Origin of the sequence: Methylobacterium sp. Leaf99, assembly GCF_001422375.1 — a bacterium.
In the GTDB taxonomy this organism is placed as follows: domain Bacteria; phylum Pseudomonadota; class Alphaproteobacteria; order Rhizobiales; family Beijerinckiaceae; genus Methylobacterium.
The window spans coordinates 401,876-415,652 of record NZ_LMMU01000007.1; the positions used below are offsets into that span (position 1 = coordinate 401,876).

The 13,777-nt window shown below is 73.0% G+C and carries 9 protein-coding genes; 1 reads left to right on the forward strand and 8 read right to left on the reverse strand.

The window, feature by feature from the left end; translation table 11 throughout:
- Position 1: 1 nt before the first annotated feature.
- The gene (fhuF, locus tag ASF28_RS12795) at positions 2-730 is read right to left on the reverse strand and encodes a siderophore-iron reductase FhuF (RefSeq protein ID WP_056092935.1); all 729 of its coding nucleotides are present in this window, start codon (positions 728-730) and stop codon (positions 2-4) included.
- Positions 727-1,965, reverse strand: a complete 1,239-nt coding sequence (locus ASF28_RS12800; protein ID WP_244475000.1) for an MFS transporter — start codon at positions 1,963-1,965, stop codon at positions 727-729. Before ASF28_RS12800 ends, fhuF begins: the two co-directional genes overlap by 4 nt.
- Positions 1,966-2,341: 376 nt before the next feature.
- Here ASF28_RS12800 and ASF28_RS12805 point away from each other — a divergent pair, with 376 nt between their 5' ends.
- On the forward strand, positions 2,342-3,247 hold the full coding sequence (locus tag ASF28_RS12805; protein ID WP_056092937.1) for an SDR family oxidoreductase: 906 nt from the start codon (positions 2,342-2,344) through the stop codon (positions 3,245-3,247).
- A gap of 121 nt (positions 3,248-3,368) precedes the next feature.
- Here the strand turns inward: ASF28_RS12805 and ASF28_RS12810 are convergent, their stop codons facing one another.
- The 6 genes from ASF28_RS12810 to ASF28_RS12830 all read right to left on the reverse strand — a co-directional run bounded on the left by ASF28_RS12810 (position 3,369) and on the right by ASF28_RS12830 (position 13,740).
- Positions 3,369-6,365 carry a PAS domain S-box protein gene (locus ASF28_RS12810; RefSeq protein ID WP_056094156.1) on the reverse strand — a complete coding sequence of 999 codons (2,997 nt, stop codon included), beginning with the start codon at positions 6,363-6,365 and terminating at the stop codon, positions 3,369-3,371.
- Positions 6,366-6,683: 318 nt separating this feature from the next.
- The gene (locus tag ASF28_RS12815; protein ID WP_244475001.1) at positions 6,684-7,991 is read right to left on the reverse strand and encodes a sensor histidine kinase; all 1,308 of its coding nucleotides are present in this window, start codon (positions 7,989-7,991) and stop codon (positions 6,684-6,686) included.
- 110 nt (positions 7,992-8,101) lie between these two features.
- Positions 8,102-8,398: a hypothetical protein gene (locus ASF28_RS23365; protein WP_244475002.1), complete on the reverse strand. Its 297-nt coding sequence runs from the start codon at positions 8,396-8,398 to the stop codon at positions 8,102-8,104.
- Positions 8,399-8,465: 67 nt separating this feature from the next.
- A complete protein-coding gene (locus ASF28_RS12820) occupies positions 8,466-11,654 on the reverse strand; it encodes a PAS domain-containing hybrid sensor histidine kinase/response regulator (protein WP_157085577.1) in 3,189 nt (1,062 codons plus the stop codon).
- Between the two features lie 136 nt (positions 11,655-11,790).
- The gene (locus tag ASF28_RS12825) at positions 11,791-12,615 is read right to left on the reverse strand and encodes a Crp/Fnr family transcriptional regulator (RefSeq protein ID WP_056092940.1); all 825 of its coding nucleotides are present in this window, start codon (positions 12,613-12,615) and stop codon (positions 11,791-11,793) included.
- A gap of 141 nt (positions 12,616-12,756) precedes the next feature.
- Positions 12,757-13,740 (reverse strand): HWE histidine kinase domain-containing protein, encoded by a 984-nt coding sequence (locus ASF28_RS12830; RefSeq protein ID WP_244475003.1) that lies wholly within the window; start codon positions 13,738-13,740, stop codon positions 12,757-12,759.
- Positions 13,741-13,777: the final 37 nt, after the last annotated feature.

The window sequence follows — 13,777 nt, forward strand, 5'->3', positions numbered from 1 at the left end:
TTCACGCGTCGGCGACGGGTTCGAGGGGACAGAGCGCCCCGCAGGAGGGGACGCCCGGCAGGCGATGGCGCAGGCAGCACGCGCGCCGCCGCCGGCAGCCCCCGGCGCCGGGGCACAGGGCCTGCGCCAGGGGGGTCCTAGCGCAGGCGGCGCCCCCGCACCATCCGAGGCAGTTTGCCACCTCGGCGCCGGCGGGGGCGTCGCCGCCGCCGAGTTCGCCAGCGACGTAACCGAGGATCACGGCGGCGTTGCCCCACAGGACTCGGGGCGCGACGCCGCTCCTTGCGTGGCACAGCTCCACGAAGGGGCGCAGGTGGCCCTCGACCAGACCCGCGAGGCCGGGCGCCACGCGGGCCGACGGGTCGCCGTCGCCCGCCACGACGAGCCGGGCGGGCCGGCCGGCCCCGTCGAGTTCGAGGCCCGTCGCCGAAAAGGCGAGCGGGAGCGGCCGGCCGAGGCGCACCAGGGCGGTCAGGGCCGGCGTCGCCAGGGCCGCGAGGTAGAACTGGCTCCAGTACGACACCAGGATGCGCCGGTCCGCCGCCTCGGATCGGGCCCCGAGCCCCGCCGCGAAGGCCGAGAGGGTGGCGTCGAACACCGCCGGGTCGCGGAGCGCGCTGAGCGGCCGGGCGTGCGGGCCGGCGGGCCCGGCCGCGACGCCGTCGCGGTAGGCCCGGAGCGAGTCGGGCACGCGGGCGGCGACCGCGGCGATGAGCGTGCCGCCGGTCACGGCGCCGGCGCCGCGGCGACCGGCCGCGTCCGCGCCACCATGGCGGCGAGGGCGACGACGGCGGCGGCGTAGACCGGCAGCGCCGCCGCGAAGTAGCCCGGCCACCCGAGCCAGCCGGCGAGCGCCGGGGACGCCACGCGCAGCGGCATCGCCGCGAAGAAGGCCGCCCCGAACAGCAGGGCGTAGTCCGTGGCCGGCCGGGGGCCCTGGGCCCAGCGGTAGATCATGTTGAACACCGGCACCCCGAGGAGGCCGCCGCAGACGAAGTTCAGGACCGTCGCCGCCACGGCGAGCCCCACCGCCCCGGCGGCGCAGGCGGCGGCCATCAGGCCACCGGAGGCGAGGACGCCGAGCCCGCCGACGGTGATGAGGCCGACGGTGCCGAAGCGCGCGGCCAGCCCGCCCGCCACCAGGGCCATGCAGAGGTTGACGCCGGGCAGGACCGTGCCGGTCAGGAAGCCGACCTGCGGCAGCGGGACCCCGAGGTCGAGGAGCGCCAGGGTGTTGGGCCCCGAGATGAGGTAGGCGGCGGCGAAGTAGGCCCCGAGGACGAGGATGCGCGACACCAGGGCGCGCAGGCGTGCGAGCGACCCCGACCACCGCTCCGGCGCGCCCCCGGCCCCGTGCAGGCGCCATTCCGGATAGGCGAGGATCGGCACCAGGGCCGCCGCGTTCAGGGCGGCGCAGGCCAGGATGGCCGCGTGCCAGCCGATCCTGTCGTAGGACCCGACGAGGATGCCCACGCCGAGGATGCCCCCGAGGGAGGCGCCGCAGAGCTTCGCCGAGGCGACATAGGCCCGCCGCTCCGCCGGCACGGTCTCCACCACCAGGGCCTCCAGGGCGATGTCCATGGTGGCGCTGCCGGCGCAGGCCACGATGGCCAGGGCCAGGAGGGCCGGGAGCGGCCAGTGCTCGCCGAGACTGAGCACGAGCAGCAGGGCGACCGTCGTCGCCTGCGCGGCGGCGATCCAGCCGACGCGGTGCGCGAGGAACGGCAGCCGGACCCGGTCGAGGGCGGCGGCCCACAGGAAGGTGAGGCCCACCGGCAGGTTGATGAGCTGCAGCAGGCCGATTTCGGCGAGCTCCAGGCCGCGCGCCCGCAGGATCAGGGGCGCCCCGCCCGACAGGAAGCCGAGGGTCGCCCCGAACGACACGTACAGGCAGAAGAACGGCGCGAGGGGCCGCAGGGCCGCGAGGCCCGCCCCGATCCGGTCCGCGAAGGCCAAGGCGCCCATCACCATTCCCGCCCGCCGGGGCATCCCCGCGCGCATCGGCCGACCGCCGGCCGGATCGTCGATGGCAGGGGGTCCGGGCGGTTGTTTGGAATCACACTAAATCATTGGCGGGCTTCGGTTTTCATGCCTAGACGACCGGGGCCCCAGGTTCAAGGCGGGCGATCCCGCGACGTTCCGTCGATGGCCCGTCCCCATGCTCCGTCCCCATGCCCCGTCCCCATGCCCCGGCGTCATGGACGACCGGTGGGTGACGATGGCGCGCGCCCCGCGGACGGGAACCCTCGTCACGGCGGCGGGATTCTCACAGGTCCGGGCATGAAGCGCTCACGCCCCCCCGCGGCCGACGAGCCCCGGCCGACCCCTTCAGGATTTCAGAATGACGGATGCCGCGACCCATCGCCTGACCATGCAGGACCCCCGCACCCAGTACCCGCAGCCGCCGTTCAAGCGGCAGCCGCAGGCGGCGCCCGGTCTGGCCGGGGCGATGGACCCGAAGCCGGACCACGGCGAGACGAGCTACCGCGGCCATGGCCGCCTGGCGGGCCGGAAGGCCCTGGTGACCGGGGCCGACAGCGGCGTCGGTCGCGCCGCCGCCATCGCGTTCGCCCGCGAGGGGGCCGACGTCGCCCTGAGCTTCGTCGAGGCCGAGATGCCCGACGCGCACGAGGTCGCCAAGCTGATCGAGGCGGAGGGACGCAAGGCGGTCCTGCTGCCCGGCGACATCACCGACAGGGCGTTCTGCGAGACCCTCGTGCACAAGGCCGTGGTCGCCCTCGGCGGCCTCGACATCCTCGTGAACAACGCCGGCAAGCAGACGAACCAGACGGACATCGGCGACATCTCGGACGAGCAGTTCGACCTGACGCTGAAGACCAACCTCTACGCCATGTTCTGGATCACCAAGGCGGCGATGCCCCTGCTCCCGGCCGGCGCGTCCATCATCAACACGGCGTCCGTCGTGGCCTACAGCCCGCCCAAGATCCTGGTCGACTACGCGACCACCAAGGCCGGCATCATCGCGTTCACCAAGGCCCTGGCCAAGCAGTCCATCGCGAAGGGCATCCGCGTGAACGCCGTGGCCCCCGGCCCGTTCTGGACCGCCCTGCAGCCCTCCGGCGGGCAGCCGCAGGAGGCGGTCGAACAATTCGGGTCGGACGTGCCCCTGGGCCGGCCGGGACAGCCGGTCGAACTGGCGCCGATCTACGTGTTCCTGGCCTCCCAGGAGGCGAGCTTCGTCACCGGCGAGGTCTACGGCGCCACGGGCGGCAACGGAACCGCCTAGACCGCAGGGCGCCCTCCGGACCGTCGGTCCCGTCCGGCGCGGCGGGTGCCTTCCGGCGCCGTCCCCGCGCCGGCCCGTCTCCGCGCTTCGGCCCTGAGGTCGAAGGAGCCCGGTCGCGCCGTCAGGCCGCCGCCTCGTCGCTCGCTTCCTGCATGGAGGCCAGCGACGCCTCCAGGCGGCAGGTCAGGCCCGTCGGCGCGTAGGTCAACCTGACCTCGCCGCCGACCTCGGCCGCGAAGCTGCGCTCGATCAGGCGCGATCCGAAACCGCGGCGCGAGGGCTGCACCAGGATGGGCGGGCCGCCCTGCTCCGACCAGGTCATGCAGAAGCGGGGTGCGGCACCCTCGTGGACGACGTGCCAGCGCAGGTCGACGGTGCCGGCCTCGTTGGCGAGGGCGCCGTACTTGGCGGCGTTGGTGGCGAGCTCGTGCAGGGCGAGGGCCAGGGCCAGGGCGGCCTTGGCGGAGAGGGGCACGTTGGGACCGCTCGCGCGGATGCGCGACGCCGCCTCGCCGCGGTGGACCGCCAGGGCGCCGTCCACCACGTCGGCGATGGGCGCCTGGGTCCAGCTCGACTGGGTCAGGATGTCGTGCGCCCGCCCGAGGGAGATCAGGCGCGCCGAGAACGCCTCGCGGGCGGCCTCCAGGTCGGCGGCGTTGCGGAAGGTCTGGCTGGCGATGGCCTGGACCATGGCGAGGGTGTTCTTGACCCGGTGCTGCAGTTCGCCGGTCAGCAGGCGCTGGTGCTCCTCGGCCCGCTTGCGCTCGCTGATGTCGAGCATGGCGCCGATCATCCGCACCGCACGCCCCTGCTCGTTCCGGATGACGTAGCCGCGGTCGAGGATGTCGGCGAAGGAAGCGTCGGCCCGGCGGAAGCGGTACTCGTCGGTCCAGGTCGTGCCGGTCCGGTCGATGACCGCGTGGATGGAGGCGTCGATGCGGGCCCGGTCGTCGGGATGGATGTGGTCGATCCACCAGTCGCCGGTGGGCTCCACCGCCTCCGGCCGGTATCCGTGGGCGGTCTGGAGCGCCTCGTTCCACAGGACGTGGTTGGTGGTCAGGTCCCAGTCCCAGATCGCGTCGTTGGTGGCGCGGGCGGCGAGGCGATAGCGCTCCTCGGTCTCCCGCAGGACCTGCTCCGCCCTCCGGCTCTCGGTGACGTCGCGCGCCGTGCCGATGAGGCGGATCGGCCGGTCGCCCTCGAACAGCGTCTGGCCCCGGGCCGAGACCCAGCGCTCGATTCCGCTGTTCGGGTCGATGGTGCGGTAGGTGATGTCGTAGGTGCCGCCGCCGGCGGGATCGAGGGCGGCGCCGACGGCCCGGTCGGCCCGTTCGCGGTCGTCCGGGTGCAGGCGGGCGAGGTAGACTTCGAGGTTGACGGGATCGTCCGGTCCGAGCCCGAAGAAGGCGCGGGTGCGGGTGTCCCACACGAGCACGTCGGCGACGAGGTCGTAGTCGAAGATGCCGGTCCCGGTGGCCTCGACGGCCAGGCGCAGCTGTTCCCGGGTGCCGCGCAGGTCTTCCTCGGCCTGCCTGCGGTCGTGGATGTCGCTGTTGCTGCCGAGCCAGCCGACGACGGGCCCGCCGCCGTCGCGCATGGGCTCGGCCCGGATCAGGAACCAGCGGTACGCCCCGTCGTGGCGGCGCAGCCGGGCCTCGGTGTCGTAGACCACGGCGTGCGTGCGGGCATGGTCCCAGGCCTGCAGCAGGCCGGGCAGGTCTTCCGGATGGATCACCTCGCCCCATCCGAGCGGCAGGGCCTGCTCGGGGGTCTGGCCGGTATAGGCGTACCAGCGGTCGTTGAGGTAGCTCAGGCTGCCGTCCGGGTTGCCGAACCAGATGACGGCCGGCGCCAGGGTCGTCAGGGCCTGGAAGCGCTGCTCGGCGACCTTGCGCTCGTGGATGTCGAGGGAGGTGCCGATCCAGCTGCGCAGTGTTCCATCCCGGTCCCGCACCGGCTGGGCCCGGGAGAGGAACCAGCGGTGCTCGCCGTCGAAGCGCCGCAGGGGGAACTCGACCTCGTAGGGTCGGCCGCCCGCCGCCGCCGTCAGCCAGGCGGCACGGGTCGCCGCGCGATGATCGGGATGGATCACCCCCATCCAGCTCGCCTCCCCGGTCTCGCCGGCCGGCAGGCCGGTGTAGTCGTACCAGTAGGCGTTGCAGTAGGAGACCGCCCCGTCCGCGTCGGCGAACCAGACCACCTGCGGGCTGACCTCGACGAGGGAGCGGTAGCGCAACTCGCTCGCCTGCAGGGCGGCCCCGGCCTCGCGCTCCGCGGTGCGGTCCCGCAGGATCTTGAGGAAGCCGATCGTGTCGCCGCCCTGGTCCCGGAGCGGCATCATCTCGCCCGATGCCCAGAACCGGCTGCCATCCCGGCGCAGGTGCCAGCGCTCGTCCGGGGCCCGCCCGCGATCCCGCGCAAGTCCCATCTCGGTCGCCGGCCGCCCGTCGGCGCGGTCCTCCGGCGTGAAGAAGGCGTCGACCGGCCGGCCCAGCATCTCGGCCTCGCTCCAGCCCATGATGCGCTCGGCGCCGGCGTTCCAGCGGGTGACGCGTCCCTCCGGATCGGTGGCGACGATGGCGTAGTCGCTGGCGCCGTCGAGGATGCGTTCGTTGAGCAGGCGCTGCTCCGCCTGCTCCCGGAGGGAGCGGCGCAGCTCCATCTGCCCCATGGCCTGCCGGGCGAGGCGCATCAGACCCTTGCGCTGCCGCTCCGTGAGGTCGTGCGGCTTGGTGTCGAGGACGCAGACGGTGCCGACGGGATGGCCGTCCCCCGTCCTCAGCAGGGCGCCGGCGTAGAAGCGCAGGCCGGGATCGCCGGTGACGAGGGGATTGCCCTCGAAGCGCGGGTCGCGGCGCGCGTCCGGGACGCAGAGGAACTCTTCCTGGAGGAGGGCCTGCCGGCAGAAGGAGCTCTCCAGGGGCGTCTCGCGCACGCCGAGGCCGACCTCGGCCTTGAAGAACTGGCGCCCGTCGCCGACGAGGTTGACCACCGCGATGGGCGTCTCGCACAGATCGGCGGCGGCCTCGGCGATCTCGTCGAAGTCCTGCTCGCGCGGCGTGTCCAGCAGTCGGTAACGGTCGAGGGCGCGAAGGCGTTCGACCTCCTCATCGCTCATCGTGGCGCGATCCATGTGAAGGGTGGGCTCGGGCGGCCGGAAGGGGTCCTCTGGATGGGATGCCGAACCCGGAGGCAATCGCATCCGGGCACCCTTGTCCAGTCCCGGGGGTACGCGGCCCCGTTCCATCGCCGAGGGCACCGCGTCCCCGGACGGCAAACCGTCCGCGGTCGCACCGCCCGCCGGAGGCGGACCGGTCGGCCCCGCCGCGACGGCGTCGACCGCCCGGATGTTTCGCGGCGTCCGGCACCCTGTTCCGGGCCTTTCCAGGTCTCCGGCACGCTCCGGGTCGGGACGGCACCGGGCCGCGCGTCGCGGTCAATGGGTGGTGGCCAGCGGGCTCAGGTGGACGGCACCGGTTCCGGTCAGGGGCACATCCACGCCGACCCGCAGGCCGGCCTTCGCGAAGTCGAGGGTCACCTGTCCGTCGAGCTCGCGCTCGACGCTCACCGTGATCAGGCGCGTGCCGAAGCCGCGACGCTCCGGCGGAACGGCCGGGGGCCCGTTGGCCTCGATCCAGTCGAGGCGCAGGCGCCGGTCGCCGCCCTCGCCGCCGGCGACCGACCAGGCGACGCGGACCTCGCCGCCGGGCACGGAGAGCGCGCCGTACTTGGCGGCGTTGGTGACGAGTTCGTGCAGCGTCATGCCGAGGGAGAGGACGTGGCGGGGCGGCAGGTCGACGTCGGGGCCGTCGATGACGAAGCGGACATCGCTGCCGCGGTAGGGTTCGATCTCGTTCTCCAGCACCGCACGCAACGGCGCGCCCGACCAGTCGTCCTGCGTCAGCAGGTCGTGGGTCTTCGACAGGGCGAGGATGCGGGCCTCGAGCCTCTCGCCGGGCGCATCGCCCCCGCGCGTCGATTGCCGCGCCAGGGCCTGGACCGTGGCGAGGGTGTTCTTCACCCGGTGGTTCAGCTCGTGCAGCATCGTGACCTGACGCTCCTGCATGGCGCGTCCGTTGCGGATCTCCTCGCGGAGCTCCGTCTCGTTGCGCTGGAGGGTGGCCGCCATCGCATCGAGCTTGCGCCCGAGGCGGCCGAACTCGTCGCTCCCCTCGAGGCCGTTGCGGGCGGCGAGGTCGCCGGCCTGCCACCGCGACGCCGTCCGCAGCAGGCGGTCGAAGGGACGCCGGATGAAGGCGCGCCCCGCCAGGAGGGCGGCCGCGACGGCGAGGACGGCCCCGAGGGCGATCAGCACCAGCCCCCGCCGGCTGGCGGCGTCGACATCCGCGAAGGCGACGTCCCGGTCGCGGCCGACCGTGACCCAGGCGGCCGAGGCCGTGCCCACGGGTCGGGCGTTGGCGAGGACGCGTTCGCGGCCGTCGATGCCGAAATCGACGCGCACGCCTTCGCCGCGGGTCAGGAGGATGCGCTGGCGCTCCGGCGGGACCGGCTTCCCGACCCAGCCGGCCCCGTCGGGGTAGCGGACCAGGATGGTCCCGTCCCCATCCGCCACGGTGACGGAGGTGCTGGGCAGGCGCAAATTTCGCCTCAGGTAGCCGTCGAGCCAGCCGAGGTCGACCGCCGCGGCGAGGACACCCACCGTCCCGCCATCCGCGTCGTGCAGGGGCTGCGCGAAGTGGAGCGAGTCCCTGCGGGAGGCATTGCCGCGGGCGTAGGTGCCCATCACGAAGGCGTTCTCCGCGACGGCCCGGCGCTGGTAGGCCCGGTCGGGAACCGCGTAGGCGCCGGCGGCGGAGCCGACGCTGTTGCAGACGACGGTGCCGTCCGGCCGGGTCAGGGCCAGGACCGCGAGGTGCGGATTGTCGCGGACGGCCCGGCGCAGGTACTCGGTGCAGCCGGCGGGCTCCAGGGCCCGTATGAGGCGTCCTGGGCGACGAAGTTCAGGGCCTGCCGGAGGGTTTCGGCGACCTGGGCGAGGTCCTCGGCGACGGTGCGGGCGGTGGCCATCGTGTCGGCCCGCACGGCGTCGTCCCGCGACGCGCGCAGGGCGTGCTCGTTGTAGCCCTGGATGGCGAGGGCGGGCGCCAGGGCGAGCAGGACGAGGAGCAGGATGCGGGTGGTCAGGGACATGGCCGGCCCCTGCCGCCGGCCTTCGCCGGCCCCGTCCCGTTCGGCATCGCCGGGTCCCGGAACGGCCTCACGCCTCCGCCTCCCGCGATGGGACCATACGCCGCTTGGCGGTGACGCGGCGAAGCACGCGGGCCAATTGCTCGGCCGAGTAGGGCTTGTGCAGCAGCTCGAACCCGTGATCGTCCCCGCTGGCGAGGACGTGGCTGTAGCCCGACGCCAGGACCACCGGCAGGCCCGGAAGCCTGTCGCGCAGGGCCCGCGCCAGGGCGACCCCGCCGATGCCCGGCATCACCACGTCGGAGAACACCGCGTCGAACCCGTTTCCGTCCGCGCCGAGCATCTCCAAGGCCGTCTCCGCGTTGGGCGCCAGGGCCGTCACGTAGCCGAGGTCGTCGAGGATCTGCGTGCAGAACCGCCCGACCTCGACGTTGTCCTCGACCACCAGCACGCGTTGCCCCGTTCCCACCGGTGCGAGCAGGCTTTCGGGATCGACGGCCTGCACCGCCACCGGCTCGACCTCGATCTCGGGGAGGTAGAGGGTGAAGGTGGTCCCGCGCCCGACCTCGCTGGCGACGTCGACGTCGCCGCCCGATTGCTTGGCGAAGCCGAACACCTGGGACAGGCCGAGGCCCGTGCCCTTGCCGACCTCCTTCGTGGTGAAGAACGGCTCGAAGATCTTCGAGAGCTGGTCCACGGCAATGCCGGTGCCCTCGTCCGTGACGGAGACCGCCGCGAAGGGGCTCAGGGAGCCGGCATGGCCCCGGATCGCCGGCATCGGGACATTGCCGGCGAGGCGCAGGGTCAGCGTCCCCACCCCGTCCATGGCGTCGCGGGCGTTCACCGCCATGTTGACCAGGGCGGTCTCGAACTGGCTGAGGTCGGCGCGGATGAAGCAGGGGTGATCCGGGACGAAGGTCGCGACGCGGATGCGCGCGCCCGTCACCGTATCGAGCATGTCGCTCACCCCGCGCACCTTGGCGCCCACGTCGAACACCTCCGGCTTCAGGGCCTGGCGCCGGGCGAAGGCCAGGAGCTGCCCGGTCAGCTTGGCGGCGCGGTCGACGGTCTCCGACACCGCGTCGAGGTAGCGCTGCTTGCGCGCATCGGGAAGTTCGGGCCGACGCAGGAAATCCACCGACGAGCGGATGATGGTGAGCAGGTTGTTGAAGTCGTGGGCCACGCCCCCCGTGAGCTGCCCGACGGCCTCCATCTTCTGGCTCTGGCGCAGGGCCTCCTCGGCGGTCATCAGCTCGGCGGTCCGCTCGGACACGCGCTGCTCGAGGGTCTCGTTCAGCACCCGCAGTTCCGCCGCGGCACGGTCGCGCTCCGCCTCGATGGCGCGCCGGTCGTTCACGTCCAGGAGGACGCCGGGAAAGGTCAGCGGCGTGCCGTCCGGCGCGTGCTCGACGCGGCCGTTGGCCTCCAGCCAGTAGTAGTGCCCGTCCGCGCGCCGGGTGCGGTACTGATGGGCGTAGGCGCCCCCCTGCGCGATGACCGCGGCGATGGCCCGCGCCAAGCCGGCCTGGTCCTCGGGGTGGACGGTCTCGACGATGCGGGCGAGGGGAATCCCTTCCCGACCGAGGGCCGGGTCCAGGCCGAAGGCGCGCGCGAAGGCCTCGTCGACGGTGAAGCGGTCGGTGGGCAGGTCCCAGTGCCAGGTCCCGATGATCGCGCCGGCGGCGAGGGCGAGTTGGACCCGCTCCGCATTCTCGCGCGCGCGGGCCTCGCTGGCGCGAAGGCGTTCCTCGGCATCCCGCCGTTCGGTGACGTCGTTGAAGATGAGCGCGATCTGATGATCGGACGCGTCCCCGACGGGGACGGCCCGGACGTCGAACCAGCGCCCGAACGCCTTGGCGTAGCTCTCGAAGTTCTCGGGCTGCCGGGTCCGCGCGACGCGGCCGTAGGTCTCGAACCAGAAGCGCTCCAGGTCGGGGGCGAACTCGGTCACCCACTTGCCGCGCAGGTTGACGCCGGCCTCGCGCTCGAAGGCGGGATTGGCTTCGACGAACAGGTAGTCCACCGGGACGTCGTCGGCATCGAATTTGACCTGCACGATGGCGAAGGCCGCCTGGACCGTATCGAGGATCGTCCGGAAGCGCTCCTCGCCCTGCCGCATCGCCTCCTCGACCCGCCGTCGCTCGGTCTCGTCGCGGGCGATCTTGAGGAATCCGAGTTCCCGTCCGGCGGCGTCGCGCAGCACCCGCATCGAGCCGTTGAGGAAGACCCGGCCGCCGTCCTTGCGCGCGTGCCAGCGCACGTCCGGCGATCGGCCGTTCGCGCGCGCATCGGCGAGTTCCCCGGCCGGTCGGCCGGCGGCGCGATCCTCCGGCGTGAACAGCACGTCGGCGCTGCGCCCGACGATCTCCCCGGCGGCGTAGCCGAAGATCTGCGCCGCGCCGGCGGACCAGCTCGTGACCACCCGCCGGGCGTCCAGGGTCAGGATGGCATAGTCCGTGGCCGCCTCGACGATGAGGCTCAGGCGCTGCTCGCGCTCGCGCAGATCCTCGATGGCCGCATGCATCTCGGTGACGTCGGTGCCCTCGACGAAGATGCCCGTCACGGTCCCGGCCCCGTCGCGGATCGGCTGGTAGATGAAGTCGATGACGCGCCGCTCGCTCGGCGCGCCGGGCGTGCGCTCCAGCCAGATCTCGACGCCGCGTCCGACGAACGGCTCGCCGGTGGCATGGACCCGGTCGAGCAGGTCGAAGAACGGCTGCCCGTCGATGTCGGCGAGCGCCTCGCGGACGGTGAGGCCGACCACGTCGCGGCCGCCGATGAGGCGCCGATAGGCATCGTTGGTCAGCGCGAAGCGGTGGTCCGGCCCGCGCAGCACCGCCATGAAGCTCGGGGCCTGCTCGAACATTTCGCGAAGGCGTTCACCCTCGGCCCTGAGCGTGCGGTTGACCCCGTTCAGGCTGCTTTCCAGCCCCACGCGCCGGGTGGTCTCCGTGAGGATCGAGATGACCCCTCCGATGCCGTCCGGCGACGTCTCGTCGTCGATGGGGCTGAAACCGTAGGTCCAGTAGGCATCCTCCAGACGGCCCTCGCGCAGGATCGGCACGTGCCGGTCCTCGTACCAGGTGTGGCCGCCGCCTTCGCGGACCTTGTCGACCTCCGCCCCGATAAACGGCCAGATCTCGCCCAAGCTTTCCGAAGCGGGTCGCCCAAGGGATGAGGGATGGCGCTCCGGGCCGGCCGAGGGCACGAATCCGTCGTTGTAGAAGAAGATCGCCTCCGGCCCCCAGAAGACGTGCATGGGGTGATGGCTGTTGAGCAGCAGGCGGATGGCCGTGCGCAGGCCGGCCAGCCCTCCGGGCTGCCGAGGGAGGTCGTGGACCAGTCGAAGGCGCGCATCCGCGTCGCCATCTCGCCCTCTCCGGCGAGGAACGCGGTCATCGGGATACGCCCCGGACGTCCGGAACGATGGCCTCGGCGCGTGGGCGCGGCGGCGTCCAGGGCTCCGTGGCCTCGACGGCGACGATCTCGCCGTCCGGCGCGTAGACGGCCCCGAGCACGGTCCGGAAATGGCGGCGGACCCGGGCATGGCAGTCGCAGCAGGCCGCTTCCGTCCGCGCGCGGTCGAGCATGTGGATGCGGCCGTGGCCGAGATGGATCAGGCCGCGGCGCTGAAGGCCGGCGAGCACCCCGGTCATGTGGGAGCGTCCGACCCCGAGCATGTTGCCCAGCACCGCCTGGGTGACCGGCAGGGTGTCGGTCCCGAGGCGATCCTGCAGGCCCAGCAGCCAGCGCAGCACGCGCTGCTCGATGGGGTGGCCGGCGTTGCAGGCCACCGACTGCAGGACCTGGGCGAGCATGCAGTCGGCGTAGCGCACGAACAGGTCGTTCAGGGTCGGCGAGTCCTGCTTGGCCTGCCGCAGGCGGTCGGCGTCCATGCGCAGGGCCGAGCCCTCGACGAGGACCACGCACCGGGTGAAGGCGGGCAGGTAGCCCTGGCTGACCACGCCGCCGATGGCGCCCTCGTGCCCGACGGTGGCGGTCTCGACGGTCCTGTCCCCGCTCAGGGGCACGACGAGGGTCGCCACGGTCCGGTCGAGGGGAAACGTGACGTGCGAGACGTCCTCGTCCACCTCGAAGAGCGTGTCCCCGCGGGGATGGTCCCGGCGCACGACGTGCGGCTCCAGCAGCGCCGCGTCCCGGGGGGCGAGGGCGGACAGGAGCAGGTTGCCCTCGAAGGGATGGGGGGGATGGCTCGACATGGGATGGAGGGTTCGCGGCCGGCGGCGCGTTGAGCGTCGTCGGCCTATGCCACAGGCCATTTCGAGCCACAATCCGACCTTTGCCGTTTTTTGTCATATGGTCACGACCGGCCGGCGCCGGTGGGCGGGTGGTCCGGCCGCCTATCCCCGGTCCGGAAGCGGAAGCGTGACGGTGACGCTCAGGCCATCCGGTTCGAAGGCGACGTCGACCTCCGCGCCGACCTGCAGCTTCAGTACGCGGTTGAGGAGCTGGGAGCCGAAGCCCTCGCGCGCCGGCGGCGAGACGGGCGATCCGCCGCGTTCGCTCCACGTCCAGCGCAGGACCCGCCCCGTGGGACGGTCCTCTCCGGAGCGGTCCTCCAGGGACCAGCGCACGTCGAGCCGGCCGGCCGGGCTGGCCAGCGCCCCGTGCCGGACCGCGTTGGTGGACAGTTCGTGCAGGGCCATCCCCAGGGGCACCGCCTGATCGGACGACAGCAGGACCCTCGGGCCGTCGAGGATCACCCGCCGGCGTCCCGGCTCGTCGTAGGCCTCCAGCACGGTCCGCAGGAGTTCCTCGAAGGTGGCGGCCTGGCCGGCATCCTCGGTGATGAGGGCGTGCGTCCGGGCGAGGGACGCGATCCGGTTGGTGAAGGCTCGGCGGAACTCGGCCAGGCCCCCGGCCGAGCGGAGACTGGCGTTGAGGATGGCCTGGACGGTCGCCAGCGTGTTCTTCACCCGGTGGTGGAGTTCCCGGACCATGAGGGCCTGGCGGTCCTCGGCGGCGCGCCGGTCGGTGATGTCCCGCTGGGTCGAGACCCAGCGGGTGATGCGGCCGTCCGCGTCGCGCAGGGGGGTGATCAGCCACTCGACGACGTAGGTCGTGCCGTCCTTGCGGTAGTTGACCGCCTCGCCCCGGAACGGCTCCCCGGCGAGGAAGGCGGCCCGCATCCCGTCGAGCACGGCCCGGTCGGTCAGGGGGCCCTGGAGGAAGCGGGGGGAACGGCCCAGGATCTCGCGGGTCGCGTAGCCGGTCATGCGGGTGAAGGCCGGATTGGCGTACTCGATCCGCGGTCCGGGCTCGTCGAGTTCGGCCGAGGTGATGAGGATGGCCTCGCCCGTCGCCTCGACCGCGGCAAGGAGCACGCCCGGATCGGGTCGGACCTGTCTCGCCTCATCGTCC